Origin of the sequence: Microbispora sp. NBRC 16548, from assembly GCF_030268985.1 — a bacterium.
GTDB classification, from domain to species: domain Bacteria; phylum Actinomycetota; class Actinomycetes; order Streptosporangiales; family Streptosporangiaceae; genus Microbispora; species Microbispora catharanthi.
Map to the genome: position 1 here is coordinate 34,520 of NZ_BSSF01000008.1, position 26,484 is coordinate 61,003.

At 72.3% G+C, this 26,484-nt stretch carries 24 protein-coding genes; 12 read left to right on the forward strand and 12 right to left on the reverse strand.

Annotation, left to right across the window (positions count from 1 at the left end):
- Positions 1-130 precede the first annotated feature (130 nt).
- Positions 131-808 (reverse strand): cyclase family protein, encoded by a 678-nt coding sequence (locus QSK36_RS22775; RefSeq protein WP_183535545.1) that lies wholly within the window; start codon positions 806-808, stop codon positions 131-133.
- Positions 809-881: 73 nt separating this feature from the next.
- Positions 882-1,742: a nitrilase-related carbon-nitrogen hydrolase gene (locus QSK36_RS22780; RefSeq protein ID WP_285783817.1), complete on the reverse strand. Its 861-nt coding sequence runs from the start codon at positions 1,740-1,742 to the stop codon at positions 882-884.
- Positions 1,743-1,835: 93 nt separating this feature from the next.
- On the opposite strand from QSK36_RS22780, the gene QSK36_RS22785 reads away from it, so the two are divergent.
- Positions 1,836-3,293 carry a PucR family transcriptional regulator gene (locus tag QSK36_RS22785; RefSeq protein ID WP_285783818.1) on the forward strand — a complete coding sequence of 486 codons (1,458 nt, stop codon included), beginning with the start codon at positions 1,836-1,838 and terminating at the stop codon, positions 3,291-3,293.
- A 13-nt stretch (positions 3,294-3,306) separates the two neighbouring features.
- On the opposite strand, the gene QSK36_RS22790 is transcribed toward QSK36_RS22785, so the two are convergent.
- A complete protein-coding gene (locus QSK36_RS22790) occupies positions 3,307-4,044 on the reverse strand; it encodes a GntR family transcriptional regulator (RefSeq protein ID WP_183535975.1) in 738 nt (245 codons plus the stop codon).
- A gap of 253 nt (positions 4,045-4,297) precedes the next feature.
- Between QSK36_RS22790 and QSK36_RS22795 the strand changes: the two genes are divergently transcribed.
- The 7 genes from QSK36_RS22795 to QSK36_RS22825 all read left to right on the forward strand — a co-directional run bounded on the left by QSK36_RS22795 (position 4,298) and on the right by QSK36_RS22825 (position 13,113).
- A complete protein-coding gene (locus QSK36_RS22795; protein ID WP_285783819.1) occupies positions 4,298-5,419 on the forward strand; it encodes an ABC transporter substrate-binding protein in 1,122 nt (373 codons plus the stop codon).
- Positions 5,420-5,467: 48 nt separating this feature from the next.
- Entirely contained in the window at positions 5,468-6,979 is a 1,512-nt protein-coding gene (locus QSK36_RS22800; protein WP_285783820.1) for a sugar ABC transporter ATP-binding protein, read from the forward strand.
- Positions 6,979-7,938: an ABC transporter permease gene (locus tag QSK36_RS22805; RefSeq protein WP_183535537.1), complete on the forward strand. Its 960-nt coding sequence runs from the start codon at positions 6,979-6,981 to the stop codon at positions 7,936-7,938. Before QSK36_RS22800 ends, QSK36_RS22805 begins: the two co-directional genes overlap by 1 nt.
- On the forward strand, positions 7,935-8,945 hold the full coding sequence (locus QSK36_RS22810) for an ABC transporter permease (RefSeq protein ID WP_182901283.1): 1,011 nt from the start codon (positions 7,935-7,937) through the stop codon (positions 8,943-8,945). The genes QSK36_RS22805 and QSK36_RS22810 overlap by 4 nt, the downstream gene beginning before the upstream one ends.
- Positions 8,938-9,825, forward strand: coding sequence for a 3-hydroxy-5-phosphonooxypentane-2,4-dione thiolase (gene lsrF / locus QSK36_RS22815; protein WP_183535535.1), 888 nt, complete (start codon positions 8,938-8,940; stop codon positions 9,823-9,825). The genes QSK36_RS22810 and lsrF overlap by 8 nt, the downstream gene beginning before the upstream one ends.
- Before the next feature lie 64 nt (positions 9,826-9,889).
- A complete protein-coding gene (locus QSK36_RS22820; protein ID WP_285783821.1) occupies positions 9,890-11,566 on the forward strand; it encodes a glycerol-3-phosphate dehydrogenase/oxidase in 1,677 nt (558 codons plus the stop codon).
- Positions 11,563-13,113, forward strand: a complete 1,551-nt coding sequence (locus tag QSK36_RS22825; RefSeq protein ID WP_285783822.1) for an FGGY-family carbohydrate kinase — start codon at positions 11,563-11,565, stop codon at positions 13,111-13,113. The genes QSK36_RS22820 and QSK36_RS22825 overlap by 4 nt, the downstream gene beginning before the upstream one ends.
- Positions 13,114-13,196: 83 nt before the next feature.
- Here QSK36_RS22825 and QSK36_RS22830 read toward each other — a convergent pair whose 3' ends face one another.
- Both QSK36_RS22830 and QSK36_RS22835 read right to left on the reverse strand, forming a co-directional pair.
- Positions 13,197-14,609, reverse strand: coding sequence for a M1 family metallopeptidase (locus QSK36_RS22830; RefSeq protein WP_285783823.1), 1,413 nt, complete (start codon positions 14,607-14,609; stop codon positions 13,197-13,199).
- A 60-nt stretch (positions 14,610-14,669) separates the two neighbouring features.
- Positions 14,670-15,431 (reverse strand): DivIVA domain-containing protein, encoded by a 762-nt coding sequence (locus tag QSK36_RS22835; RefSeq protein ID WP_285783824.1) that lies wholly within the window; start codon positions 15,429-15,431, stop codon positions 14,670-14,672.
- Positions 15,432-15,556: 125 nt separating this feature from the next.
- Between QSK36_RS22835 and QSK36_RS22840 the strand changes: the two genes are divergently transcribed.
- A complete protein-coding gene (locus QSK36_RS22840) occupies positions 15,557-16,315 on the forward strand; it encodes an ABC transporter ATP-binding protein (protein WP_183535528.1) in 759 nt (252 codons plus the stop codon).
- Positions 16,312-16,983, forward strand: coding sequence for a hypothetical protein (locus QSK36_RS22845; protein ID WP_183535527.1), 672 nt, complete (start codon positions 16,312-16,314; stop codon positions 16,981-16,983). Before QSK36_RS22840 ends, QSK36_RS22845 begins: the two co-directional genes overlap by 4 nt.
- On the opposite strand, the gene rlmN is transcribed toward QSK36_RS22845, so the two are convergent.
- Positions 16,980-18,107, reverse strand: coding sequence for a dual-specificity RNA methyltransferase RlmN (rlmN, locus tag QSK36_RS22850; RefSeq protein ID WP_183535526.1), 1,128 nt, complete (start codon positions 18,105-18,107; stop codon positions 16,980-16,982). The two genes, QSK36_RS22845 and rlmN, sit on opposite strands and share 4 nt — an antisense overlap.
- 104 nt (positions 18,108-18,211) lie before the next feature.
- Between rlmN and QSK36_RS22855 the strand changes: the two genes are divergently transcribed.
- On the forward strand, positions 18,212-19,246 hold the full coding sequence (locus QSK36_RS22855) for a suppressor of fused domain protein (protein WP_285783825.1): 1,035 nt from the start codon (positions 18,212-18,214) through the stop codon (positions 19,244-19,246).
- Positions 19,247-19,265: 19 nt separating this feature from the next.
- Here the strand turns inward: QSK36_RS22855 and QSK36_RS22860 are convergent, their stop codons facing one another.
- From QSK36_RS22860 to QSK36_RS22885, 6 genes are all read right to left on the reverse strand, one after another.
- Positions 19,266-20,381, reverse strand: coding sequence for a phosphatidate cytidylyltransferase (locus QSK36_RS22860; protein WP_285783826.1), 1,116 nt, complete (start codon positions 20,379-20,381; stop codon positions 19,266-19,268).
- Between the two features lie 106 nt (positions 20,382-20,487).
- On the reverse strand, positions 20,488-21,045 hold the full coding sequence (gene frr / locus QSK36_RS22865; RefSeq protein ID WP_183535522.1) for a ribosome recycling factor: 558 nt from the start codon (positions 21,043-21,045) through the stop codon (positions 20,488-20,490).
- A gap of 9 nt (positions 21,046-21,054) precedes the next feature.
- The gene (gene pyrH, locus QSK36_RS22870) at positions 21,055-21,825 is read right to left on the reverse strand and encodes a UMP kinase (RefSeq protein WP_030511713.1); all 771 of its coding nucleotides are present in this window, start codon (positions 21,823-21,825) and stop codon (positions 21,055-21,057) included.
- Positions 21,826-21,877: 52 nt separating this feature from the next.
- Positions 21,878-22,711 (reverse strand): translation elongation factor Ts, encoded by an 834-nt coding sequence (gene tsf, locus QSK36_RS22875; RefSeq protein WP_183535521.1) that lies wholly within the window; start codon positions 22,709-22,711, stop codon positions 21,878-21,880.
- A 193-nt stretch (positions 22,712-22,904) separates the two neighbouring features.
- Positions 22,905-23,825: a 30S ribosomal protein S2 gene (gene rpsB / locus QSK36_RS22880; protein WP_285783827.1), complete on the reverse strand. Its 921-nt coding sequence runs from the start codon at positions 23,823-23,825 to the stop codon at positions 22,905-22,907.
- Positions 23,826-24,278: 453 nt separating this feature from the next.
- A complete protein-coding gene (locus QSK36_RS22885; protein ID WP_285783828.1) occupies positions 24,279-25,826 on the reverse strand; it encodes a CoA transferase in 1,548 nt (515 codons plus the stop codon).
- Positions 25,827-26,130: 304 nt separating this feature from the next.
- Between QSK36_RS22885 and QSK36_RS22890 the strand changes: the two genes are divergently transcribed.
- On the forward strand, positions 26,131-26,484 hold the full coding sequence (locus QSK36_RS22890) for a YraN family protein (RefSeq protein ID WP_183535519.1): 354 nt from the start codon (positions 26,131-26,133) through the stop codon (positions 26,482-26,484).

Sequence of the window (26,484 nt, forward strand, 5' to 3'; positions counted from 1 at the left end):
TCATACGCGCCTGCCGGGGCCGGTCAACCTCCGGTATCACCCGGAGATGTCGTCCTCACCTACCACGGTCTGGTCTCCTAGCCTGGGATCACGAGCGCCCGACACCATAGCAGCTCGACGCCGCCGTCCGTCAACTCAAGGCGTTCGCCGAAGGTCGGCCGATCCGGGCGACGGCGCGTACGGGAGACCCGTCGGCGGCGTGGAGGCGCAGCGGCAGCAGGGAGACCTCGATCGGACGGCCGGCGGCCTGGGCCTCCAGGAGCGGGCCGAGATTGCGCAGGTTCTCCGCGATGACGGCGTGCGCCCCGCACAACACGCGATGCGCCGGCAGATCGGCGGGAGCCGGGGTGGGGTCGACGCTGAGCGCGTCGACGCCCACGGTCCGCACGCCCGAGGCGACGATCCGGCGGGCGGTCTCCGCCTCCAAGTAGGGATGGGACAGGTAGCCGGGCGTGTCCCAGTGCTCGTCCCAGCCCGTCGCGACCAGCAGGACGGTCCCCGGGCCCAGCCGCGCGGCCACCGTGCCGAGCATCGCGGGGGTGATCGGCGCGCGCGGGGGCAGGCCCCGGACATCGAGGACCGCCGCCGGGCCGAGGAACCGCTCCAGCGGCAGGGCGTCGAGCGTGGGCAGCGCGTCGTCGATGTGATACGGCGCGTCCACGTGCGTGCCGGACTGCGACCCGAGGTGCAGGCCAAGGACGTTCACGCCCTCGGCCGCCACCGTGAGGGCGGGAGCGATCTCCACCTCCGGGTCCCCGGGGTAGACGGGCATGCCGTTCACGACGGGCACCGACAGGTCGACGATCATGTGCTTCTCCCGGCCTTTCCGAGCGCGAGCAGGCCGATCAGATCGTAGGCCACACGGGGGACACGGGTCGGCGTCAGCGCGTCCGCGAGATCCCGTACAGATCCGTCCGCCGGTCGCGGTGGACGTCGTTGCGCGGGCCGGTGGCCTTGTCCCTGGCCGCGGCCAGGTCGCAGTCGGCCACCAGCACGGCGGGCCCGTCCCTGAGCACGGGCCCCGCCAGCGGGTAACCGTCCGGCCCGATGACCGAGGTGCCGCACACCCAGCCCACTCCGCGCTCGGCGGCGCAGCGGTCGGCCACCGCGACGAACATGCGGTTGGCGGCGGCGGCCACCTGGGCGTGGGCGACCAGCACCGAGCGCTCCCCGGCCGGGACGGGCGAGACCGGCCAGTTGGTGGAGACGGCGAGCAGGTCGGCCCCGGCCAGGCCCACCGCCCGCACCCACTCGGGGAACTCCAGGTCGTAGCAGACCATCATGGCGATCCGGCCGAGCGCGGTGTCCACCACGGGAGCGGCGGCGTCGCCGGGCGCGAACACGTCCTGCTCGTCGTGCCACAGGTGGGCCTTGCGGTAGACGGCCCTGGTCCCGGTGGGGTCGACCATGACCTGGCTGTTGCGCACGACGCCCTCCGCCAGCTCGCAGAACCCGCCCACGATGACCAGGTCGTGGTCCTCGGCCAGCCGGCCCCATGCCGTGACGGTCGGGCCGTCGGCGGGCTCGGCCAGGTCCCTGGCCTCCTCGGCGCCGGTGAAGACGTATCCGCTGTTGACCAGCTCGGGCAGCACGACCAGGCGGGCCCCGGCCGCGGCGGCCTCGGCGACGGCCTCCGCGGCGGCGGCGCGGTTCGCCTCCGGCTCGCCGACGCGCAGCGGAAGCTGCGCCACGGCGACCCGGGTCAGGGCCCCACCATCGTGGGGCCGGGCGCTCGGACCCATACGTTCCTCCAGGTGAGGGGGAGATCGCTCGAGTGTGCCCGACTCCCCTGCATCAGGACAATCAGTGCCATCTCGGGAAATAGGCTGGCCGTCGTGGACGCGCACAACACCGTGGAGGACCTGCTGCGCTCCCCCGCGCTGCAGCTGAGGGTGCTGGCGGGCGAGCGCGGCCTCGGCAGATCGGTCTCCTGGGCCCACGTCAGCGAGCTGGAGGACCCCACGCCCTGGCTTCTCGGGGCCGAGGTCATCATGACGACCGGCATCGGCGTGCCGAAGAGCGCGGGCGCCCAGCGCGCGTACCTGGAGCGGCTCGACGACGCGGGGGTGGCCGCGCTCGCGCTCAGCGCGGGGCTGCACGTCCCCCCGTTGCGCCGTGCCTTCCTCGACGCGGCCGAGGAGCGGGGGTTCCCCGTGCTGGAGGTGCCGCTGGCCGTGCCGTTCATCGCGATCGCGCAGGAGGTCGCGGCGGCCGTGCAGGAGGACGCCAGGCAGCGGCTGGGAGCGCAGCTCCAGGTGTTCGGCGCGCTGCGCTGGCTCGCGTCCGAGAGCCTGGACACGGCCGGGCTGTTCCGGCGGCTCGAACGCCTGTCGGGCTACGAGATCTACCTGAGCACGCCGCAGGGCCGCCCACTGCTGCCCGGCGTGCCGGCGCCCCCGCCGTCCGTGCGGCTGCCCGCCTCGGCGGACGCCCCGCCGACGATCCCCGGCGGGTTCGCGCTCCCGGTGCCCGCGCCCGGCGGACCGGCCGGGTTCCTGGTCGCCTTCGAACGGGAGGGGGCCCGCCCGGCGGGGCTCGCCGTGGTCCAGCACATCGCGACCGTCGCCGCCCTGCGGGTGGCCATGGTGCGCAGCGAACGCGAGACGCTGCGCCGCCAGGGCGCGGAGACGCTGGCCGAGCTGCTGCAGGACGTGCTCGACCCGGAGACCGCCCGGCGCAGGCTCGCCCTGATGGGCCTGCCGCCCGACCGCGACATCGCGCTGCTCGTGGTGCGCGACGTCCCCGACGACGCCGTCCTGCAGGCCCTCGGCGAGCACCCGCACCTCATGCTCCGCCGCCACCGGGACCTCTACGTGCTGACGGCGGCGGCCGTCGCCACCGCGGAGCTGGAGGCGGTGCCCGGCATCGCGGCCGGCGTCAGCCGCCCCCTGCCGCCCGGGTCGTCGCTGCGCGTCGCCCAGCGCGAGGCGCTGTGGGCGGCCTCCCGCGCCGCCGAGGCGGGCAGGCCGCTGGTCGCCTACGGCGAGGACACCACGGGCCGGTGGCTGCCCGACGACGTGGGCGTGCTGGCCGCCCTGGTCGAGCACGTGCTCGGCGACGTCCTGCGGTACGACGCCGAGCACGGATCGGACCTGATCGCGTCGGTGCGGACGTGGATGGAGCGCGACCGCCGCGTCGACGACGCCGCGCGGGCCCTGCACGTGCACCCCAACACGCTGTCGTACCGGCTGCGCCGCTTCGGCGCGCTGACCGGGCGCGACCTGTCGGCGACCGGCGACTTCGCCGAGGTGTGGCTCGCCATCCGCGCCGCCGGACAGCTCGGCCGGGTCTGAACGCCCGGCGGGGTCAGCGGATGCCGACGTAGAAGCGCGTCTGGTCGCTGCGGTGGAGGGCGTAGTACGCCTCGAACCTGGTGTTGTCCTCCAGCCACGCGACCGACTCGATGCCGAGCAGCGGCGTCGAGGTGGACACCTCAAGCAGGGCCGCGTCCTCCCGGTTGGGGAAGACCGCCTCGATCCAGCGGTCGGCCGCGGCGGGCTCGATGCCGTATCGGCGGCGCAGCACGTCGTACAGCGACTGGTTCTCCAGGATGGCGCGTTCTAGACCGGGGACGAGCCGGGCGGGCAGGGCGGTGTCGACGAGCAGCCACGGCTGGCCGTCGACCCGGCGGAGCCTGCGCAGCCGGACGACCTGCTCCCCCAGCGGTATGCGCAGGAGCGCGGCCTCCCGCTCGTCGGCCTCGCCGAGCGCCTGGCGGACGGTCTGCGTGGTCACCCGGCGCCCCGACTCCCGCAGGTCGTCGGCGGACCCGGACATCGACCCGACGAACCTCAGCTCGGTCTTGCGGGGCGCGACGAAGGCTCCCTTGCCCTTTACCTTGTAGATCAGCCGTTGCTGGACCAGCTCGCGCAGCGCCTCCCTGACGACCGTGCGGGAGACCGCGAACAGGTCGCTCAGCTCGGCCTCGGACGGCAGCGGCTGGTCGGGCCCGCGCACGCCGCTCTCGATCTCCGCGCGCAACGCCCGCATGAGCTGCATCCACAGCGGTTCCGCCCCGTCGCGGTCAAGGGGGGGATAGGTCATCGTCACGGGAACCTCCTCGGCGGCACCGCAGCAGAATGCCCCACTCGGACCTGTAACTACAAGTGGGCCCGGCTGTTACCAAGATTATCCGGCACCGGCGGTTCGAGGTGACCCAAAACAGACTCTTGACAGGCCCGTAACGCCCACTTAGTTTGCTTGTCACTACAGACCTGTAATGACAGGTCGATCGGGCGAAGCCTTCACGCCGACTCTCCCCCCTCGCGAACCCGCTCTGTCTGGAGACACCATGCACATGCGTCCCACACGCCGGCCCTGGCGCGCCGCCTCCGCCGCGGCGGCGATCTCCGCTCTCGCCGTACTGGCCGCGGGCTGCGGCTCCGGCGGCTCCGGTGGCGCCACCGCGGACGCCGCCGGCGGGACCGCGGGCGGCGGCGGTGACAAGCCCTTCATCGCGCTGAGCAACGGCTTCATCGGCAACGGCTGGCGGCAGACGATGATCGCCAAGTTCGAGGCCGCCGCCGAGCAGGCCAAGACCGACGGGCTGATCGGCAAGTACAAGGTCGTGAACGCGCCGGGCGAGAACTCGGCGACCGAGCAGGTCGCCCAGATCAAGAGCCTGCTGCTGCAGAAGCCCGACGCGCTGCTCATCGACCCCGCCTCGCCCACCGCGCTGCAGCCGGTGATCCAGCAGGCCTGTACGGCCGGCGTGAAGGTCGTGGTTTTCGACTCCGCCATCGACGCGCCCTGCGCGCACGTGCTGCAGAACAGCTTCGTCGACTGGGCGACGTACGCCGCCAAGCCGCTGCTGGAGGGCATCGGCGGCAAGGGCTCGGTCATCGTGAGCCGCGGCGTGGTCGGCTCCCAGCCCGAGGCCGAGATGCTCGACACCACCAAGAAGATCCTCGCGGACTACCCCGGGGTGAAGACCGTGGCGACCGTCACCGGCATGTGCGACGGCGCCACCGCGCAGAAGGCCGTGCTCGGCGTGCTGTCCAGCGTGCCGAAGGTGGACGGCGTCATCGGCTGCGGCGACGGCTACGGCGTGGCCCAGGCGTTCGCCACGGCGGGCAAGCCCGTGCCCGCGGTCGACTTCGAGACCAACGGCCGCGCGCTGGGCTACTGGCGGGACAACAAGATCGACAACGGCTCGGTCGCCGTCATGTCCGACCCCGGCCAGTCGGTCGCCGCGCTCTGGGAGGCCCTGGACCTGCTCGGCGGCAAGGACGTGCCCAAGCAGATGACCTTCCCGATCGTCCTGATCGAGCAGAAGGACCGCGACGCCTGGGCCTCGGTGCTCAAGCCCGACGAGTACGCCGCCTGGCCGTGGACCCAGGAGCTCTTCCGCCAGCAGGTGGAGGCCGTGAAGACCGGCGGCAAGCCGGTCCAGCCGCCGATCCCGTCGGCCGCGAGCTGATCCGGCTTCACATCGACCACGGCACGGAGGAGACGGAGGAGACCGGGCATGCACGTCGACAATCTCCCGGCCGGCGGCACGGCGCCGCCGGAGACGGACACCGGACCGGCCGCCCGGCCGCCCGTCGTCACCGCCAGGGGCGTGACCAAGGTGTACGGGCGCACCCGGGCCCTGACAGGCGTGGACCTGGAGGTCCGCGCGGGCGAGGTGCTCGGGCTGGTCGGTCACAACGGCGCGGGCAAGAGCACGCTCATGCGCGTGCTCGCCGGGCTGGAGGCCTGCGACACGGGCACGGTCCTCGTGCACGGGAGGAAGGCGTCCGCCGAGGACTTCCGGTCGGTGCGGATGGCCTACCAGGAGACGTCGCTGTGCCCCGACCTCACCGTGGCGGAGAACATGTGGGTGTCCTCGCGGCACTGCCTGCCCCGCCTGCGGTGGCGGCGGGCGGCGAGCGACGCGGTGCGCCGCCGCCTCGACGAGATGTTCCCCGGCCACGGCGTCTCCCCGCGTGACCGGGTGGAGGACCTGTCGCTGGCCCGGCGCCAGATGGTGGAGATCGCCCGGGCCTGCCTGGTGGACCGGCTCGACCTGCTGATCCTCGACGAGCCCACCGAGTCGCTCGGTCCGGACGCCGCCCGGTCGCTGTACGCCTACGTGCGCAGGCTGACCGAGACCGGCACCGCCGTGCTGCTCATCTCGCACCGCATCCGCGAGGTCCTCTCGGTGGCCGACCGGGTGGCCGTGCTGCGCGACGGCGCGGTCACCGCGGAACAGCCTGCCGCCGGGCTCGGCGAGCCGGACGTCCTCGAGCTGATGGGAGCCCACGTCGCCGTTCCTGCCGGGACCGGCACGCGGACGGCCGCCGGCGGGGCCGCCGCGCGGGAGACGGTGGCCGAGCTGCGCGGCGCCACCGCGCCCGGCCTGCGCGAGGTCACCCTGCGGGTCGGCAAGGGCGAGGTCGTGGGCCTCGCCGGGCTGGCCGGCCAGGGCCAGCAGGAGGTGCTCGAACGCCTGTGGCGGCCGGTCCGGCGCGACACCACGGTGAACGTGACGCGGGCGTACGTGCCGGGCGACCGGCAGCGGTCGGGCGTCCTGCCCCTGTGGAGCGTGGGCGACAACCTGATCGTGACCGCGCTGCGCGGCATCGCCCGCAAGGGGCTGCGCCGTCCGGCCGAGGAGCGCGCGGTGGTCGGCGACTGGGTGAAGCGCCTTGCCATCAGGGGCGGCGCGGAGGCCGGGATCACCGAGCTGAGCGGCGGAAACCAGCAGAAGGTCATCGTCGCCCGCGCGTTCGCCTCCCCCGCCGGGCTCGTGCTGCTCGACGACCCGTTCCGCGGCGTGGACGTGCACACCAAGACCGATCTGTACCGCCTCATCAGGGAGGAGGCGGCGAAGGGCCGGAGCATCGTCTGGTACTCCAGCGAGAACGCCGAGATGGCCCACTGCGACCGGGTCTACGTCTTCCGGGCCGGCCGGATCGTGGCCGAACTGACCGGCGAGGAGATCTCCGAGGAACGCATCATCGCCGTCTCCTTCAACGAGGACGGAGGGAACGACTGATGGCCCAGCTTCTCGCCCCGGCGCTGCCCGACCGCGCGCGGATGCGCCGCTCGGCCCCGGCCGCGGTCAGCGCCGTCGCCCTGATCGCGATGCTCTGCGTCTGTTCGTCGCTCCAGCCGGGCGTGCTGACCGTGGAGGGCCTCACGCTGGTCCTGTCCGCGACCGTGCCGCTGGTGATCGCCGCGCAGGCGCAGATGACGCTCATGGCCGTCGGCGACATCGACCTCGGGATCGGCAACTTCGTCGGCCTGGTCACGGTGGTCTCCGCCACCCTGCTGGTGTCGTCCCCCCTCGTCGGCGCGCTCGTCCTGATCGGGCTGGTCGCGGCGTACGCCGTGCTCGGCCTGCTCATCCACCTGCGCGAGGTGCCGGCGCTGATCGCGACCCTCGGCGCCTCGTTCGTCTGGCTCGGGCTCGGCCTGTTCCTGCTGCCGACGCCGGGCGGCACGACCCCCGGGTGGCTGGCGTCGTTCGGCGCGTGGCAGCCCGCGGGCTTCCCGGCGCCGCTGCTGCCGATCCTGGTCGTCGCGCTGGCGGTCTACCTGCTCAGCGCGCGCAGCGCCGCAGGCGTGCGGATGCGCGGTCTGGGCAGCAACCCGGTCGCACTGCGGCGGGCCGGCCTGCGGCCGCTCACCTCACGCGTCATCGCCTACGCGACGGCGGGCGCGCTCGGCGTGCTGTCCGGCCTCGTCCTGGCCTCCCAGACCGGCGGCGGAGACGTGTCGTCGGCCTCCAGCTACACGCTCATGACCGTGGCCGCGGTGATCCTCGGCGGCGGCTCCTTCTCCGGCGGCAACGCCGTGCCGTGGGGCGCCGCGATCGGCGGGGTGACGCTGGGGCTGGTCAGCGTGGTTCTCAGCCTGCTCGATGTGCGGTCCGACATGCAGTCGGCCGTGCAAGGCGTGATCGTCCTGGCCGTGCTCGCCGGCCGCGTCGTCGTGGGGAAGGTGCTGCGATGAACATCCGCGTGACTCGCCAATGGAACGGCCCCTGGATTTGGGGCTTCGCCGCCGCCGCGCTCGTGTGGCTGGTGATCCTGGTCATCTCGGGCCAGGGTGGCGGGCAGACCGTCTCCCTCGCCCTGTCGCTCGCGCCGTACCTCGTCATCGTCGGGCTCGGGCAGATGCTGGTCATCAGCGCGGGCCCCGGCAACATCGACGTGTCGGTGGGGTCGGTCATCTCTCTCGCCGGGTTCGTCTCGGTGGCGGCGGCCTCCGCGACCGGCTCCGCGGCCGTGGGGATCCTCGCGGGGATCGGCGTCGGCGTTCTGGTCGCGGCGGTCAGCGCCGTGGCCATCCTCGGCCTGTCCGTCCCCCCGATCATCGCCACGCTGGCCGCGGGGCTCGTCGCATCGTCGATCACGCTGTCGATGGCCAACGGCTTCACCGCGGTGCCCGACCCCGGCCTGCGCTCGGCGCTCAACCTGCGCCCGGCCGGCGTCCCGCTCCTCGCGCTGGCGATCGCGGTGCTGACCGTGCTCGTCGTCGCGCTGCTGCGCCGTACGGTCTACGGCCGGTCGCTGATCGCGGTGGGCCAGAGCCGCCGGGCCGCCGAGCGGGCCGGCATCCCGATCGCCCGGATCATCGGGTCGACCTACCTGCTGAGCGGGGCGCTGGCCGGGCTGACCGGCGCGCTGCTCGCCGCCTACATCGCGCCCTCGGCCGATCTCGGCACCCGCTACCTGCTCGACTCCGTGGCCGTCGTGGTCATCGGCGGCACCCTCATCTCCGGCGGCCGGGCCGTCCCGGTGGGCGTGTGGGGCGCGGCTCTCTTCTTCATCCTGCTCGACGGACTGGTCAACCTCGTCGGCTGGAGCACCGCGGCGCAGAACCTGCTCAAGGGCGGCCTGGTGCTCTTCGTCCTCTTCCTCGCCGGCGGGGGCGACCGTACGGCATCTCTGTTCAGACGGCGATCGCGCACCGCGACCGCCACCACCACTAGCACAGGAGACGACACTGATGGCTGACACCGACGGCCTGCTCGACGCCCGCGACTTCGGGACGTCCGCCGGGCCCGCGGCGAGCGGCTTCCACGTCAAGGGCGCGCACGGGCAGGACTGGGGCCTGCGCAACCGTCTGTCGCGCATCTTCCGGCCGGACACCGGGCGCACGGTCATGCTGGCGTTCGACCACGGCTACTTCGTCGGCCCGATGGCCGGCCTCGAGCGCCTCGACACCCGGATCGCCCCGCTCGTCCCGGACGCTGACGCGATCATGATGACCCGCGGTGCGCTGCGCACCAGCATCCCCGCGACCACCGACGCCGGCATCGTGCTGCGCGCCAGCGGCGGCCCGAGCATCCTGCGAGAGCTGTCCGACGAGCACATCGCGCTCGACATGGAGGACGCGCTGCGCCTCAACGCCGCGGCCGTGGCCATCCAGGTGTTCGTCGGCGGCGAGCACGAGTCGCGGTCGGTGGCCAACCTGGCCGCCCTCGTGGACGCCGGTCAGCGGCACGGCGTCGCCGTGCTCGGCGTCACCGCCGTCGGCAAGGACATGGTCCGCGACGCCCGCTACTTCCGCCTCGCCACCCGGATCAGCGCCGAGATGGGCGCCCACATCGTCAAGACGTACTACGTCGATGAGGGCTTCGAGACCGTCACCGCGAGCTGCCCGGTGCCGATCATCGTCGCGGGCGGCAAGAAGCTGCCCGAGATCGACGCCCTGACGATGGCCTACCGGTCGATCCAGGAGGGCGCAGCCGGCGTCGACATGGGCCGCAACATCTTCCAGAGCGACAGCCCCGCCGGCATGCTCGCCGCGGTCCGCGCGGTCGTGCACGACGGGCTCAAGCCCGAGGAGGCGTACGAGATCTACAAGGAGAAGGCGGGCGGCTCCGCAGCCTAGTCCGATCCTTCTCCGGCGCGGGTCCGCCCGCGGACCCGCGCCCGTCACCCTCCGGGAGCCACCCATGTCGCAACACGTCCCCTCCGGTGAGAACGACATCGTCGATCTCGCCGTCATCGGAGCCGGTGTCAACGGGCTCGCCGTCGCCCGGGACGCCGCCGCCCGCGGCCTGCGCGTCGTCGTCGTCGACCGCGCCGATGTGGGCTCGGGCACGTCGAGCACCTCCAGCCGGCTGATCCACGGCGGCCTCAAGTATCTCGAGCGCTACGACTTCACGCTCGTGCACGAATCCATCCGGGAGCGGCACCTGCTGTTCCGCACCGCTCCCCACCTCATCCGCGACTACCCGATGCTGATCCCCTTCTACAAGGGGAACACCCGGCCGGGAGCGCTGATCCGGCTCGGCCTGCTGGCGTTCGACACGATGGCTCTGGGCCGGGGACGCGGGCTCAGCCGGGGCGTGCCGGTCCGCTCGGTGGCCCGCCGGTGGCCCACGCTGTCGCGCGAGGGCCTGCGCGGGGCGGCGCTGTTCCACGACGCGCAGGTGCCGTGGGCGGAGCGGCTCTGCGTCGAACTGCTCCTCGACGCCCGTCACCTGGGCGCGCGGGTCCTCACCTACACCTCCGTCACCGGCCTGATCGTCGAAGGCGACCGGGTGGCCGGCCTGCGCACCGAGGACGTGCGGACCGGGGCACGTGGCGAGATCCGGGCGGCCGTCACCGTCAACGCCGCGGGGCCGTGGATCGACCGGATCCTCGACGGCCAGGTCGAGAGCCGGCGGCTCAACGGCGGCACCAAGGGCAGCCACATCGTCCTCGACCCGTTCCCCGGAGCCCCCGACACCTGCATCTTCTTCGAGGCGGCGGCCGACGGCCGGCCCATCTTCGTCTTCCCCTGGCAGGGCCGCTACGTGCTCGGCAGCACCGACCTCACCTACGACGGCGACCTGGACGAGGTCGTCGCCAGTGACGCCGAGATCGACTACCTGCTCGCCGAGACCAACCGGATCTTCCCCCAGGCGAACCTCACGCCCGCCGACGTGCTGTGGAGCGTCGCCGGGATCCGGCCCCTGCCGTACACGGCCGGGGTGTCGGACAACGCCAAGATCAGCCGTGGGCACACCGTGCTCAACCACGCGCCCGCCTACCGGGGTCTGCTGACGGTCATCGGCGGCAAGCTCACGACCCACCGGGCGCTCGCGGAGGACGTGACCGACGAGGCGCTGCGCGTGCTCGGCAAGCGGCCCCGCCCGTGCGTCACCCGGACCCGGCCGTTCCCCGGCGCGGACACCTCGGACTGGCCGGAGTTCGTGCGCGACTTCCTGCGTGAGTCGCCGCTGGACGGCGCGTCCTCCCGCCGGCTGCTGCAGCTGTACGGCGTGCGCGCCCGCCGGGTGCTCGACCTCGCCGCGGAGGACCCCTCGCTCGCCGAGGTCATCGACAAGGAGACCGGCGCCCTGGCCGCCGAGGTCGTCATGGCCGTACGCGAGGAGGGCGCGGTCACGCTGGCCGACGTCATGCTGCGGCGTATCCTTGTCGGGCTCAACGGCGACATGGGCCTTTCCAGCGCCGCGACCTGCGCGGACGTCGCCGTACGACACCTGGGCTGGGACGAGGGGCGGGCCCGCGCCGAGGTCGCCGCCTACGAGAGCGAACTGCGGCGCCACCGTCCCCGGGCACTGAACGTGGCGGCGGGCGGGGGCGCGGGCGGAGGCAGGGGCAGCGACGGGAGGACAGCATGACGAACCTGGCCACGTGTTACATCGGGGTCGACGTCGGCCTGACCGCGTCGAAGGCCGCGGCGTTCGACGCCGAGGGGCGCGAGGTGGGGGTGGTGCACGCCCGCACCCCGCGGACCAGCGTGACCGCCCACCGGCACGACGTGGACATGACCGGGCTGGCCGACACCGTCGTGTCGCTGCTCGGCGACCTCGCGGGCAAGCTCGCCGCCGACGGGTACGCGCCGGCCGGCATCGGCGTGGCCGCCCACGGCAACGGGCTCTACCCGGTCGACGCGTCGCTGCGGCCCGTCGGGCCCGCCATCGCGTCGTCGGACAGCCGGGCCCAGCACATCGTGGACGCGATCGAGCCGGAGGCCGCCCGCCGCCTGGCCGCCGAGACCGGCTCCATCCCCTGGGCGGCCCAGCCGTCCGTGCTCCTGCGCTGGATGCACGACGCCGAGCCCGAGGCGTACGCCGCGACCCGGTGGGCGCTGTCGTGCAAGGACTGGGTGACCTCGCAGCTCACCGGTGTGCCCAGCGCCGACTACAGCGACGCGAGCGCGTTCGGCATGGTGGCGCTGGACACCCGCGAGTACACCCCCACGGCGCTCGAACTGGTGGGGCTTCCGGCCGGCGACCTCGACCGCTTCCCGCCGCTGCGGGAGTCCGGGCAGGTCGTGGCCGGGCTCAGCGCCCGAGTCGCGGAGCTGACCGGGCTGCCGGAGGGGCTGCCCGTGATCGCGGGCTGCATGGACTGCGTGGCCGCCACCCTGGGCGCGGGCGGCCGGGCGCCGGGCGACGTGACGATCATCGTGGGCACCTGGGCCATCAATGGGGTCGTCGTCCCCGCCGCCACCCCCGCCCCCGAGGTCACGCTCAGCGCGCTGATGCCCGACGCGGGGACGATGCTCGCCATGGAGGTCGCCCCCACGTCGGCCGCCAACCTCGACTGGCTGAGCAGCGCGTCGGTGCCGCACCGGGCGAGCACCGGCGTCCCTGCCGCGGACCTGCTGGCCGAGGCCGCGACGGTGACGCCGGGCGCGGACGGGCTGCTGTTCCTGCCGTTCGTCAACGGCGCCCCCGAGCATCCGGCGGCCTCGGGGACCTTCCTCGGCATCTCCGCCGTACACCGTCGCGGGCATCTCACCCGTGCGGTCATCGAGGGGGTCGCCCAGTATCACCGGGTGCAGCTCGATCGGGTCCTGGCCAGCGGGGCCGACGTGGGCGACCGTCCCTGGCGGCTTGCCGGTGGCGGCGCTCGATCGGAGGTCTGGGCGCAGATCTTCGCCGACGTGCTCGGCCGTCCCGTCCGCCGGCAGCTCACCAGCGAACTCGGCGCACGCGGGGTCGCCTCGCTGCTGCCCGCCGCGCTCGGGCACAGCGACGTGCCGTGGTCGGTCAGCGACACCGACGACCTGTGCGTCCGCCCCGGCCCCGCCCGCGAGGCGTACGTCCGGCAGGCGGAGGTGTTCGACCGGTGCCTGGCCGGGATGTCCGCCGCGTGGTCGGAGGTCGAGCGGTATCGGACGGCGGGGTTCGAACCGGCTGCCACGTCGGACGGCCGCTGACAGGCCACGGCGGCACAGCGCTGTCCCGGCGCCGTCCCGAGGAGCGGGCGGCCGTGTCATCGGCCGCCCGCGACCCGCGCCGGTCAAAGCTTCGGCTTGGCCGCCTTGTACAGCCACGCGTCGAACAGGTCGTCCAGGTTCTGGCCGGACAGCCGTTCCGCCAGGGCGATGAGGTCCCCGGTGGTGACGGTGGAGTGCCGGTTCTCCTTCGTCCACGTGCGCAGCAGCGTGAAGAACGTCTCGTCGCCGATCTTCCTGCGCAGCGCGTGCACGGTCATGGCGCCGCGGACGTAGATCGCGTTCCAGTCGAACATGCCGCTGCGGCCCGGGTCACCGGTCTTGAGCTTCCAGAAGGCGCTGCCGGCCTTGTGCTTGTAGTGCTCGGCGAAGGTCTTCTCTGCGGAGGGACCGCCGTGCTGCTCCTGATACAGCCACTCGGCGTACGACGCAAAGCCCTCGTTCAGCCAGATGTCCTTCCAGCTGCGCAGGCCGACGCTGTCGCCGAACCACTGGTGGGCCAGCTCGTGCACGATCGTCGGCTCGTCCGCCATGCCCGCGTCGTACACCGGTCGGCCCTGCGTCTCCAGCGCGTAGTAGACGCCGAGCCGGTCGGCGATGCCGCCGGTCGAGGAGAACGGGTAGTCGCCGAAGATCTTCGACTCCCATGTGATCGCCTTGGCGGTGGTGCCGTGCAGGTGCTTGAACTCCTTGGCCAGGGAGGGGTCGTACGCCGTGATGTTGGGCATGCCGTCGACGACGCCCTGGGTGACCTTGAACTTCCCGATCGCGACCATGGCGAGGTAGGGCGCCATGGGCCGGCGCATCTCCCACGTGGAGGTCCTGTAGCCGCCCCGCGGGCCGGCGACGCCGGAGTTCTTCGGCTCGCCGTTGGCCAGGACCGTCAGCCCCTCGGGCGCGGTGATCTCGAAGGTGTAGGTGGCCTTGTCCCGCGGGTTGTCGTTGACCGGGAACCAGCTACGGGCGCCGTCCGGCTCGGCCAGCACGACGGCGCCGTCCTTGGTGTCGATCCAGCCGGTGACGCCGAGCGCCCTGTCCTTGATCGCCTTTGGCCGCCCGGCGTAGGACACCTCGACGGTGAACGTCTTCCCGGACGGCAGCCCGTGCCGGGGCGTGACGACGAGCTCCTGGCCCTTCCGGGCGTACGAGGCCCGCTCGCCGTTCACCTCCACCTTGCCGATCTTCGGCCCGGAGAAGTCGAGGTCGAACCGGGACAGGTTCTCGGTCGCCGTCGCCGTGATCGTCGTCGTGGCGCCGAGGTGACGGGTCTTCGGCGTGAACCGCAGCCGGATCGTGTAGTGGCCGACGTCGTATCCGCCGTTGCCCGCCTGGGGGAAGTACGGGTCGCCGAGACCGGCCGAGCCGGGGACGTAGGCGCCGGAGCCGGTGCTCGCGTGGGCCGGCACGGCCGGCAGGGGGACGATCAAGGTGAGACCGGTGGCGACGAACGCCGCCAGGGGGGATGATCTGCGCAGCATGATCCCTATCGTGGTGCATTGCTCCACAAAAATTGCGATTTACGAGCTTTGCGGATCGCGTCAGGGGCAGCGCTCCAGCACGCTCGCCATCTCGGCCAGGAATCCGTCCACCTCGTGGACCGCATAGCCGGGCCGGAACACGACGGTGGCGAACGTGGCCTTCCTGACCTGCTCGGCCGTCAACGGCTCGGCCGCCGTCCCGCGCAGCGTCGCCACCACCCGGTCGAGGAACGCGTCGACCTCCTCCTCGCGGTAGCCCATTCCGAGCCGCCCCGGGCGGAAGGCCACGCGCTCCACCCGGGCCGCCTGCGTCTCCAGCCAGGACTCCCCGGGGGCGGCGGCCTTCGCGGGGGCCGTGTCCGATCGCGCCCGCTCCTCGGTACGCGTACGGGGGGCCGAAGCCGCCACGGCCCGGGCGGCGGGCTCGGGCTCTTCGACGACGGGCGTCCTGACGGCGGGCCCTTCGACGGCGGCGTTCTTGGCTGCGTGCCTTTCGGCGACGGCGTTCTCGGCTGCGGGCCTTTCGGCGGCGGACGGCGGCGACACGGCCGGTGCGCGCGGGGCGGCCGGGGCGGTCGCGGTGTCCTGGCCCGCCCTCGCCTCGACCGCCACGATGAACGCGTCGAGCGCGAAGTCCACCGCCGTCTCGTTGTAACCCCCGAGCTTGACGGCGAACTTCGCGTTCCTGATCTCGTCGGCGGTCACCGGCGGCCCGTCGAGCGGGCCGAGCCCGAGCGTCCGCTCGATCCTGCGCACGAAGTCGTCGACCTGGTCGGGGTCATAGCCCACGCGCACGGCCATGACGCGGGGAAAGCGGTTCACACCACACCTCCCTGCCCGTTGCTGACGCCCGTCCATTTTGACGGGAGTCCCAACAGAAAGGCGAGACCCAAAGATCGACCGATGTTCGTACGCCGGGAGGAACATCCCGATAAGCTCAAAAAACTATGCGGATCGCCAGCCTCTCCTTCCGGTATGGACGGCGCGACCCCTGGATCCTGTCCGACGCCGGCCTGGTCCTCGACGCGGGGGACGTGGTCGAGGTCACCGGGCCCAACGGCACCGGCAAGTCGACCCTCCTGCGACTGGTCGCCGGACTGCTCAGGCCCGTACGCGGTAGCGTCGAGGACCGCCCCAGGGTCGTCGGGTACGCCCCCGAGCGGTTCCCCGCGGACCAGCCGTTCACCGTGGCGTCCTACCTGCGGCACATGGCGGCGGTCCGGAGGGTGAGCACGGACGCGATCGGCAGGTGGAGCGAGCGGCTCGGCATGGACCACCTGCTCGGGCAGCGCCTGCCCGATCTGTCCAAGGGCAGCGCCCATAAGGTGGGGCTCGCACAGGCGCTGCTCGCCGAGCCGGGGCTGCTCGTGCTCGACGAGCCCTTCGCCGGTCTCGACGCCGCCACCCGCGCCGAACTCCCCCGGATCATCGGGGACGTCAGCGCGCGTGGAGGGATCGTGGTGGTGAGCGACCACCAGGGTGATCTGCGCGCCTTTCCCGGTCTGCGCCGCTGCGAGGTCCGCGACCGGGTCGTACGGGAACTCGAACCGGTCGAGGAGGCCGGCGAGACGGCCCTGACCGTGCTGGAGGTGGCGGTGGACGCGTCGAGGGCCTCGGACCTGGCCGACCGCCTGCGCGCCGAGGGCTGCACGGTGCATATCACGGGGCGCATCACGGCCCGCGTCGCCCGGGAGACCGCCGGATGACACCCGTCATGGCGCTGGCGAGGTTCCGCCTGGCCGGTTACGTCGCCTCGCACCGGGCTCTCCAACCGCTGCTCGCGCTGCTGGCGCTGCTCGCGGTCCTCTACGCCGGCGCCATCCCCGCCGGTCAGGAGATCGGCGCCACCGCGGACTCGGCGGCCATGCTCGTTCCGGTGCTCGCCTGGGCCGCGCGTGGCCTGCTCGACACGGAACCCGACGAGCAGCGCAGCGTCGCCCTGTCCGCACTGGGGCCGAGGGAGCTGATGAGCGGCCTCCTGGCGGCGTTCGCGTCGCTGCTCGTCCTGGCCTCGCTCGCCGAGGCCGTGCTGCTCTTCCGCCTCGCCGGCTCCCCCACCCTCACCGTGCTCCTGGTCGGGGTGTGGCTGCACCTGCTGTCCGCGACGGCGGGACTCGTGCTCGGGGCGCTGACGAGCCGCCCGATCCTGCCCTCTCCTGCGGTCTCCACGATCGCCCTGATCCTCGGCTACCTGTCCATGCTGGTGCTCAGCATGGCCGGGGCCCGCTGGCTCACCGTGCCGGTCATGGCCTGGATGCGGGACGCCCACCACGGTGTGCTGCTGTCCGGGCTGCCCCTGATCACGGTGCAGTCGCTGCTGTGGCCCGCGATCGGCCTGGCGGCCTACACGTGGCTGCGCCGCACGCGGCCCTAGGTCACTACCGGTTCTTGGGGCGCCGCGGCGAGCTGCCCGCACGCCCCGTCGATCTCCCGCCCCCGGGTGTCCCGTACGGTGACGGCGACGCCGTGGAACTCCAGGCGGCGAACGAACGCCCGCTCGTCCTCGGGACGTGAAGCGGTCCACTTCGAGCCGGGCGTGGGGTTGAGCGGGATCAGGTTGACGTGCACGAGCTTGCCCTTGAGCAGGCGGCCGAGCAGGTCGGCCCGCCACTCCTGGTCGTTGATGTCCTTGATCAGGGCGTACTCGATGGACACGCGCCGCTTGGTCTTGGCCGCGTAGCTCCAGGCCGCGTCGAGCACCTCGGCGACCTTCCACCGGGTGTTGATCGGCACGAGCGTGTCCCTGAGCTCGTCGTCCGGCGCGTGCAGGGAGACGGCGAGCGTCACCGGCAGGCCCTCGTCGGCGAGCTTGCCGATCGCCGGCACCAGGCCGACCGTCGACACCGTGACGCCGCGCGCCGAGATGCCCAGGCCCTCCGGCGCGGGGTCGACCAGGCGGCGGACGGCGCCGATGACGGCCTTATAGTTGGCCATCGGCTCGCCCATGCCCATGAAGACCACGTTGGTCACCCGCCCGGGACCGCCCGGGACCTCGCCGCCGGCCAGCGCCCGCGCGCCCGCGACGACCTGCTCGACGATCTCGGCGGTGGACATGTTGCGGGTGAGCCCGGCCTGGCCCGTGGCGCAGAACGGGCAGTTCATGCCGCACCCGGCCTGGGAGGAGACGCACATCGTGACGCGGTCGGGGTAACGCATCAGGACCGACTCGACCAGCGAGCCGTCGAACAGCTTCCACAGCGTCTTACGCGTCATGCCGCCGTCACAGGTGATCTCACGTACGGAGGTCAGCAGCGGGGGCATGAGCTGCTCGACCAGCCGCTCGCGCAGCGCGCCCGGCAGATCGGTCATCTGCTCGGGAGAGCCGGTCAGCCGGGTGAAGTAGTGGCGGGAGAGCTGGTCGGCGCGGAACGGCTTCTCCCCCAGCTCCGCCACCGCCGCCCTGCGTTCGGCCATGGTCAGGTCGGCGAGGTGGCGCTGCGGCTTGGCCCTGCGGGGCGCCACGAAGGTCAGCTGCCCGGTCTTCGGCTGCTCGCTCACGCAAAACCCTTTCCATCATCCGCGGCCGTGGTCTTAACGACTGGCGCAACCGGCTTTACATTCTGTCTGGCGGTCGAATCCCGGAGGCGTACGAGAGGTGAGGTGTGGACACCACTGTCGTGCTCACCAGCACCAACCCCTACGGGAGCCGCACACTGACGATCGAAGCCGACCGGACCTCCTCCGTAGCTTACCTTCGTGGCGCGAAGGGGATCGTCCACGGAGCGGTCTGGGTGGCCAACCACGTCCCCGCGCCCGCCGAGGCCGATGCCGGCCGGGCCGACGCCGGGCTGCCGCCGGTGATGCCCGAGGCGCACACCGCGCATCCCTCCGGCCGGCCGCCCCTGGACGCGGAGTCGCTGTCGGTGCTGTGGTTCGAGGAGGGCGACGGCGTCGCCCTGTACGAGAACGACACGCTCCTGGCGGTCATTCCGGCGTGGGCCGACATGGAGCGCGGCATGCCCGGGTACGCGCGGGACGCCGTCGGGGAGTCGCCTTTCGCCTGGCCGCTCGGCGAGGCGCTGGAGGGCCTGTCCCCCCGGGTGGCGAAGGCCCGCGCGTACTGGCAGTGGCGGCAGGCGGAGGGCAGCTGGGCCACCTACCAGCAGTTCGTGCTCGGCCACCTGGACAGCAGGCTGGGGACGCCCGGCCGTTACTGGGACGTCGGCGGCGACCGGTTCCCCCTGGTGGGCGTCAGCGAGCGCCCGCCCACGTTCACGCGGGACTACACGGTGCTGTCCACGGTCGGCATGAGCTGCCAGCGGATGCCCGCCGCGGAGATGTACGACACGGCGTGCCGGGTGGAACTGGCGCTGGCGACCAGGCAGGATCCGAGGGGCGCCGCACGGCTGTTCGCCTGGCTCGGGCAGTATCCGTGGCGCTCGGTGACATGGCTGGGGCACGGGCACACGGCCCGCTGGTTCCAGAACCCGGTCACGTTCCCGTTGGACGGCGGGCACCAGGGGGTGCTCATGCTGATGGACCCGCCCGGGCTACCGGACATGTCGGGATTCATGTTTGGCGGTGACGCCGTACGGTGGCTGTGGCTGCTTCCGCTCACCGAGTCCGAACTCCGCCTCGTGGCCGATCACGGCCATCGCGCGATCAGCGAACGGCTGGCGATGACCAGCCGGATCTGACGCTCGCGAGTGCCGGGCGTCAGGCGACCGGGACCAGGAGCGTGAGCAGCAGCCACACGGGGACGAGCGTGAACAGCAGCGAGTCGAGGCGGTCCATCGCCCCGCCGTGCCCCGGCAGCAACGTGCCCATGTCCTTGATGCCGATGTCACGCTTGATCACCGACTCGACGAGGTCGCCGAGCGTCGCGCACACGACTCCCGCCAGGCCGACGACGGCGCCTTCCCAGTACTCGCCCTGGAGCAGGAAGTGGACCAGTAACGCGCCGCCCACGACGCAGGCGAGGGTGGAGCCGGCGAAGCCCTCCCAGGTCTTCTTCGGGCTGATGTGCGGCGACATCCGGTGCTTGCCGAAGAAGATCCCGGCGAAATATCCCCCGATGTCGCTGCACACGGTGACCACGACGAAGACGATCACGCGGTCCGGCCCGTCCTCGGGAGCCAGCAGCAACGGCACGAACCCCGCGAGCAGCGCCGGGTAGACGGAGACGAACACCGCGGCGGTCGCGTCCCTGACGAAGCCTTCGGCGCCCTGGAACATGCGCCAGGCCAGCAGCACCATCACGGTCACGGCGAACGCGCCGACCAGGAACGACGTGCCGCCCCAGAAGGGCCCGAGCACCATGGCCGCCATGCCGGCCAGCAGGGGCGGCAGCGGCACCCGGATGCCGAATCCGCAGAACGCCTTGACGATCTCGTGTATGCCGACGCCGATGGCCACGAGGACCACGACGAGGAAGGCGACCTTGACAAAGTAGAGCGAGCCGATGACCACCGCGCCGAGCGCGACGCCGACCCCCACCGCTGCCGGGAGGTTGCGGCCCGTGCGGCCCGAGGGCTTCTCGGCGGCATCGCCGGACGTGCCGCCCGGGGCGCCGGTGCCCGCCGGGTCCGCGAGACCGTTCGGCGCGGCAGCCCGGCCGGCATCGGGAGCGGAATCGGCGGCGGAATCGGTGCCGGGGCCGGTGACGCCGCTCTGTCCGGCGTCACGGCCCGTGCCGGCGCCGCCGAGGCCGTTCGGCGCGGACGCCTGACCGGCGCCGGTGCGACTCCCCGTCTCGGGGCCGTGTCCGGCGCCGGAGGGGCCCGCCGGGCCCCCCGCCGGGTTCCGGTCGCCGGCGGCAGCAGTTCCGTCCACAGCGTCCCAACTCTCTATATGCGCGTGATCCTTGCGCCGCTCCGCTCGCGCGGTGCGGCACAAGGATCACGGTCGTGCCGTACGGCCCGCTTTCCGGGCCGCGACGTCAGACCTCGAGCAGCTCGGCTTCCTTGTGCTTCAGCAGCTCGTCGATCTTCGCGACGTGCTTCTGGGTGAGGTCGTCGAGCTCCTTGACCGCACGATGGACCTCGTCCTCGCCGGCCTCGCCGTCCTTGACGAGCTTGTCGAGGGTCTCCTTGGCATGCCGGCGGATGTTCCGTACGGACACCCGGCCGTGCTCCGCCTTGTTGCGGGCGACCTTGATGTACTCCTTGCGGCGCTCCTCCGACAGCTCGGGGAACACCACGCGGATCACGGTGCCGTCGTTGCTCGGGTTGACGCCGAGGTCGCTGTCGCGGATGGCCCTCTCGACCGCGGTCAGCGAGCCCTTGTCGTAGGGCTGCACGAGCACCATGCGCGCCTCGGGGACGTGGAACGACGCGAGCTGCTGGATCGGCGTCGGCGACCCGTAGTAGTCAACCGTGATTTTGTTGAACATCGAGGGCGTCACACGGCCGGTGCGGATGCTCGCGAAGTCGTCCTTGGCGACCGTCACCGCCTTGTCCATCTTCTCCTCGGCCTCGAGGAGGGTTTCGTCGATCACTGCGGCTCCCTACTTCCCTGCCGGACTCACCAGCGTGCCGATCTTCTCACCACGGACCGCCCGGAGGATGTTGCCCTCGCCCATGAGATCGAAGACCACGATGGGCAGGCCGTTGTCCATGCACAGGCTGATCGCGGTGGCGTCCATGACCCCGAGGCCCCGCGTCAGCACCTCACCGTAATCAAGCTGGTCGAATCGGACCGCGTCGGGGTTCTTGCGCGGGTCCGAGTCGTACACGCCGTCGACCTGGGTGCCCTTGAGCAACGCCTCGGCGCCGATCTCCAGCGCGCGCTGTGCGGCGCAGGTGTCGGTCGAGAAGAACGGCGAGCCGAGCCCCGCGCCGAAGATGACCACGCGGCCCTTCTCCAGGTGGCGGATCGCGCGGCGCGGCAGGAAGGGCTCGGCCACCTGCTGCATCGTGATCGCGGTCTGCACACGGGTGTCGATGCCGCGCTTCTCCAGGAAGTCCTGCAGGGCGAGACAGTTGATGACGGTCCCGAGCATGCCCATGTAGTCGGCTCGGGCGCGGTCCATGCCGCCCTGCGACAGGGCGGCGCCGCGGAACATGTTGCCGCCGCCGACGACGACCGCCACCTGCACGCCCTCACGGACCGCTTCGGCGACCGAGTCCGCCAGCTGGGCGACGACGCGCGGGTCGATCCCGAGGGACTCCCCGCCCGCGAACGCCTCACCCGACAGCTTCAGCATCACCCGCTTCCAGCGCAGCGGCCCGTCGTACGACGAAGCCGCCGGCGTGGCGGGTCTGGTGTTCTCCTGCACGGCGGCGGCCTCCTCGGATGTAGCGCGGGTCGAAAAGCTCCTGGCAGTAAGCCTAAGCCTGGCCGACCTTGTAGCGGGTGAAGGCCAGGACCTTGACGCCGGCCTCGTCCGCGAACTTCGCGATCGTCTTCTTGTTGTCCTTCACGAACGCCTGCTCCAGCAGGGTGAAGTCCTTGTACCAGCCGTTGACCCGGCCATCGACGATCTTCGGGATGGCGGCCTCGGGCTTGCCCTCCTCGCGGGTCATCTGCTCGAACAGCGACCGCTCCTTCTCGATGACCTCGGCGGGCACCTCGGCAGGGCTGAGGTACTTCGGCGCCATCGCGGCGGTGTGCTGGGCGATGTCCTTGGCGACCTCGGCGTTCGGCGTGTCGAGCTGCACGAGCACGCCCACGGCCGGCGGGAGCTGCGGGTCGGTCTTGTGCATGTAGGAGGTGATGAAGCCACCCTCCAGCACCGCGAACCGGCGGATCTCGATCTTCTCGCCGAGCGCCGCGTTGGCCTCGTCGAGCAGCTCCTTGACGGTCTTGCCGTTCAGCTCGGACTCGAGCAGGGTCGGCACGTCGGCGGGCTTGGTCGCGACGATGTGCGCGACGATGTCGGCGGCGAGCTCCTGGAAACGCTCGTTCTTGGCGACGAAGTCGGTCTCGCAGTTGATCTCAAGCAGCGCCGCGAGGGAGTCGCCCTCGTGCTTGACGGCGACCAGGCCGTTCGACGCGGTGCGGGCCTCGCGCTTGCCGACGTCCTTGGCGCCCTTCAGACGCAGGATGTCGACGGCCTTGTCGAAGTCGCCCTCGGACTCCTCGAGCGCCTTCTTGCAGTCCATCATGCCGGCGGCGGTCAGCTCGCGAAGCCGCTTGACGTCGGCCATGTTTACGGAAGCCATTGTCCAATTTCCTCTTCGGGACCCGGATGCGAATCGTCTGGGGGGTGGGCACCCGTGCCGAGCGCCCACCCGGTGAAGCCCTCAGCGCGGCGGGCGTCGCCCTACCGCACCGGAACCAGGTCGTTCCCTGGGAGATCCCCGCCGTCGCGGCCGGCCGGAGGCGCCGCGTCCGGCGGGGATCCGTGGTCGTTCGTCAGGCCTGCTCGCCCTGCGCGGGCTCCTCGGAGGCCGGAGCCTCAGCGGCCGGAGCCTCAGCAACCGGAGCCTCAGCGGCCGGAGCCTCGACAGCCGGGGCCTCGGCGGTCTCGGCGGCCGGGGCGGCCGGGGCGGCCTCGCCGCCCTCGAGGAGCTCGCGCTCCCACTCGGCCAGCGGCTCGGCGGCGGCGACGCCCGCGGGCTTCTCGTCACCGCGGCCGGCGCCCGCACGGGTCATGAGGCCGTCGGCGACGGCGTCGGCGATCACGCGAGTGAGGAGGCTGACGGCGCGGATGGCGTCGTCGTTGCCCGGGATCGGGTAGTCGACCTCGTCCGGGTCACAGTTCGTGTCCAGGATCGCGACGACCGGGATGCCGAGCTTCTTGGCCTCGTTGATCGCGATGTGCTCCTTCTTGGTGTCCACGACCCAGACCGCGCTCGGGACGCGGGCCATGTCACGGATACCGCCGAGGGTGCGCTCCAGCTTCTCCTTCTCGCGGCGGCGCATCAGGAGCTCCTTCTTGGTGAGCCCGGAGCCGGCCACGTTGTCGAAGTCGAGCTCCTCGAGCTCCTTCAGCCGCTGGAGCCTCTTGTGCACGGTGGAGAAGTTGGTGAGCATGCCGCCCAGCCAGCGCTGGTTCACGTACGGCATGCCGACGCGCGACGCCTGCTCGACGATCGACTCCTGTGCCTGCTTCTTCGTGCCGATGAACATGATGGTGCCGCCGTGCGCGACGGTCTCCTTCACGAAGTCGTAGGCACGGTCGATGAACGACAGCGACTTCTGCAGGTCGATGATGTAGATGCCGTTGCGCTCGGTGAAGATGAAGCGCTTCATCTTCGGGTTCCACCGACGGGTCTGGTGGCCGAAGTGGACGCCGCTCTCCAGCAGCTGCCGCATAGTGACGACAGGGGCCATGGTGATGGTCCTCCATGGTCGTGTGCCCTCGGGCACGGTCTCGGTTGGTCACGCGGGCGTCTTGCCCGCGCCCTGACGCCCCGGGCCGCTTTCACCGGACGCGGTCCGGACCGAGAAGGCGGCTCGTGAGTGGGCGTGCGAATTCGGCCCGCCTAGCAGGCCGTCGAACAGTCTACCCGGATCCGCCCCTTCAGTTGACCCTTGCCGGATCAGCACGCCGTCACACCACCACCGGCCCCGCCGGTCCCCCTCGGCCTGCCGGAACCAGCCGGCACAGGGCCTTCGCCGAGCATTGCCCTGCCGGCCTTCCTCCTTCAGACGCACATGCCCCGCCGACTGTCGCCCCGCCGACCATCGCCCCGCCGCCTCCCCGCGCTCTCCCGCGCACGCCTCACAGACATCGCAACGGCCGGGGCCGGCAGGCGTCCGTTGTCGCCAGGAGGACTGTTGTCGTCAGGAGGACGGAGCCCATGCCGCGGGGTGCTCCCCCTGGCGGGGCGGCGGGCTCGTCCAGTGCGGCCGCGTCCCGTCGACGGCGCCGGGCGGGGTCACATAGGTGAGCGTGCCGAAGGAGCTGTCCATCGTCGCCAGCAGATCATCCACCCGGGGCTGCCGCACCCCCGCCCCGTCGATCCTGCCGAGATCGTCGAGCCACGCCGCGGTCCTCGCCAACGACACCTCGACATGCCACGAGCCACCCTCGGCCGCCCGCCGGAGCAGCGCGGCGACCGCGCCGAACGCGGCCAGGTAGCCGGTGCCGTGATCGAGAGCCTGCGCGGGCAGCGGGCTCGGCCGCAGGCCGTCGCCGTTCTCGTAGGCGATCCCGCATGCCATCTGGACGAGGCTGTCGAATCCCCTCCTTGAGGCCCATGGCCCGCAGGTGCCGTACGCGGAGATGTCGACGCAGACGATGCCGGGCCGCAGAGCGGCGAGGTCGTCCGGCCCGAAGCCCCTGGCGCGCAGGGCCCCGGGCCGGTACGCCTGGATGACCACGTCGGCCTGACGGACCAGCTCCCGCAGCTTGTCCGCCTCGGAACGCAGGTCGATGTGGCACGACCGCTTGCCGAACGCCGTCTCCACCACGAGCCCCGGCACCTCGGGCAGGTGTACGGCGCCCACACGCAGCACGTCCGCGCCGTAGGCCGCGAGCGCCCGCGCGGCCACCGGCCCGGCGATCACGCGAGTAAGGTCGAGCACTCGCACGCCGCCGAGCGGCCGCTCCGTCCCGGCCGGGAGGCCGTTGCCGGGGCCGCCGTGCGTATGGCCGGCCCGCGCGCGGCCGGCCCCGCCGCCGGTCCCACCGCTGTCGGTCCCGCTGCGCCCGGTCTCGCCACTGTCGGCCCCGCTGCGGCTGGTCCCCCTGCGACCGGTCTCGCTCGTCTGGCCGTCCCCACCTGACAGCCGGGAGACGCCGACGAGAGGAAGGCCGGCCAGCGCCCGCGCCTGGGGGTGCGCGAGCCACTCGGCCCTGCTCCGCATCGCCGCCGCACAGCCGCCCTCGCGAGTCACCGCCTCCTCGATCTCCACCGCCGTGCGACCGGCGCACGCCCTGCCGACGTCCTCCTTGCCCGAGCCGGGCGACAGCCCGAGCGCGCGCACGGCGGCATCACGGTGATGATCGAAGTTGCAATGGAGCCGGATCCAGCCGTCCGAGGTGCGGTAGTCCCCCGACAGCGCGGCCCAGACGTCCATGGCTTTCCCATCGGCGCGGAAATGCCTCTCGCTCTGGAAGGCCACGGCGGCGTGCCGGACATCGATCGTCACATCCGGATCGCCGAGCTCGCCGCGAGTGGGCTGCCGGCCGCCGGCCCCTTCCTCGCCGCTCTCCCCAGCGCGGGCGGCGTACGCCGCGACGGCGGCGGTCAGGGCGCCGGCCGAGGCCGCGGCCATCGTGCCGAGGGGGAAGACGGACGGCAGGACGGGGTCCTCGCCGATGACCCGGACCTCGGGCAGGGTGACCCCCGCGCCCGCGCCCAATTCCCTGATCAGCTTCGCGGTCACTGCCGGCTCCTCACTGCCGATGCCCTGCGGCGCCCGATGCCCGGCGGCGTGCTCCATGACGGCAGAGCCGCCTCACGGGAACCGGGGCAAGTATCCATGCCGGTCGCAGTCTGCCCACGGCCACCCTCCCGCTTCCGCTCCCGGCCTCGGCTGTGGACGACGAGAGCCTCCTCACGAGGCCCACCTGCGATTTCCCCCGCCCGTCCACAGCCGTCGAATCGCGCGGCGGGCTTTTCCACAGAAAGAGGTTCGGTGGCACGGGCCCGGGGCCGCTTCGGCGAGTGTCTGCGGCGGAGGTGGTCCCATGGCGGCGAAGGATCGGCTGGGCAGGCAGGGTGAACAACTCGCCGTGACCTTTCTCACGGCGAAGGGCATGCGCATACTCGACCGCAACTGGCGCTGCGCGGAGGGCGAGGTCGACATCGTCGCCCGTGACGGCAACGCGCTGGTGATCGTGGAGGTGAAGACCCGCTCCGGGCGGAGCCACGGAACCGCGTTCGAGGCGGTGACCGGTGAGAAACTGCTGCGCCTGCGGACGCTGGCCGTCAGATGGCTGGCCATGCACGCGGAGCGTTTCGACACCATACGGGTCGACGTGATCGCGATCGAGCGGTTCGCCGGCGACTTCTCACTCAGGCACGAACGCGGGGTGGTCTGA

Excerpts from the sequence above, each read along its gene's own strand:
- QSK36_RS22775 (WP_183535545.1), bottom strand. The coding sequence starts at position 808 with ATGATCGTCGACCTGTCGGTGCCCGTCGTGAACGGCATGCCCGTCTAC.
- QSK36_RS22800 (WP_285783820.1), top strand. The coding sequence starts at position 5,468 with ATGCACGTCGACAATCTCCCGGCCGGCGGCACGGCGCCGCCGGAGACG.
- QSK36_RS22820 (WP_285783821.1), top strand. The coding sequence starts at position 9,890 with ATGTCGCAACACGTCCCCTCCGGTGAGAACGACATCGTCGATCTCGCC.
- QSK36_RS22825 (WP_285783822.1), top strand. The coding sequence starts at position 11,563 with ATGACGAACCTGGCCACGTGTTACATCGGGGTCGACGTCGGCCTGACC.
- QSK36_RS22805 (WP_183535537.1), top strand. The coding sequence starts at position 6,979 with ATGGCCCAGCTTCTCGCCCCGGCGCTGCCCGACCGCGCGCGGATGCGC.
- tsf (WP_183535521.1), bottom strand. The coding sequence starts at position 22,711 with ATGGCTTCCGTAAACATGGCCGACGTCAAGCGGCTTCGCGAGCTGACC.
- QSK36_RS22830 (WP_285783823.1), bottom strand. The coding sequence starts at position 14,609 with ATGCTGCGCAGATCATCCCCCCTGGCGGCGTTCGTCGCCACCGGTCTC.
- QSK36_RS22890 (WP_183535519.1), top strand. The coding sequence starts at position 26,131 with ATGGCGGCGAAGGATCGGCTGGGCAGGCAGGGTGAACAACTCGCCGTG.
- QSK36_RS22780 (WP_285783817.1), bottom strand. The coding sequence starts at position 1,742 with ATGGGTCCGAGCGCCCGGCCCCACGATGGTGGGGCCCTGACCCGGGTC.
- QSK36_RS22790 (WP_183535975.1), bottom strand. The coding sequence starts at position 4,044 with ATGACCTATCCCCCCCTTGACCGCGACGGGGCGGAACCGCTGTGGATG.
- QSK36_RS22840 (WP_183535528.1), top strand. The coding sequence starts at position 15,557 with ATGCGGATCGCCAGCCTCTCCTTCCGGTATGGACGGCGCGACCCCTGG.
- QSK36_RS22810 (WP_182901283.1), top strand. The coding sequence starts at position 7,935 with ATGAACATCCGCGTGACTCGCCAATGGAACGGCCCCTGGATTTGGGGC.
- QSK36_RS22795 (WP_285783819.1), top strand. The coding sequence starts at position 4,298 with ATGCGTCCCACACGCCGGCCCTGGCGCGCCGCCTCCGCCGCGGCGGCG.
- lsrF (WP_183535535.1), top strand. The coding sequence starts at position 8,938 with ATGGCTGACACCGACGGCCTGCTCGACGCCCGCGACTTCGGGACGTCC.
- rpsB (WP_285783827.1), bottom strand. The coding sequence starts at position 23,825 with ATGGCCCCTGTCGTCACTATGCGGCAGCTGCTGGAGAGCGGCGTCCAC.
- QSK36_RS22845 (WP_183535527.1), top strand. The coding sequence starts at position 16,312 with ATGACACCCGTCATGGCGCTGGCGAGGTTCCGCCTGGCCGGTTACGTC.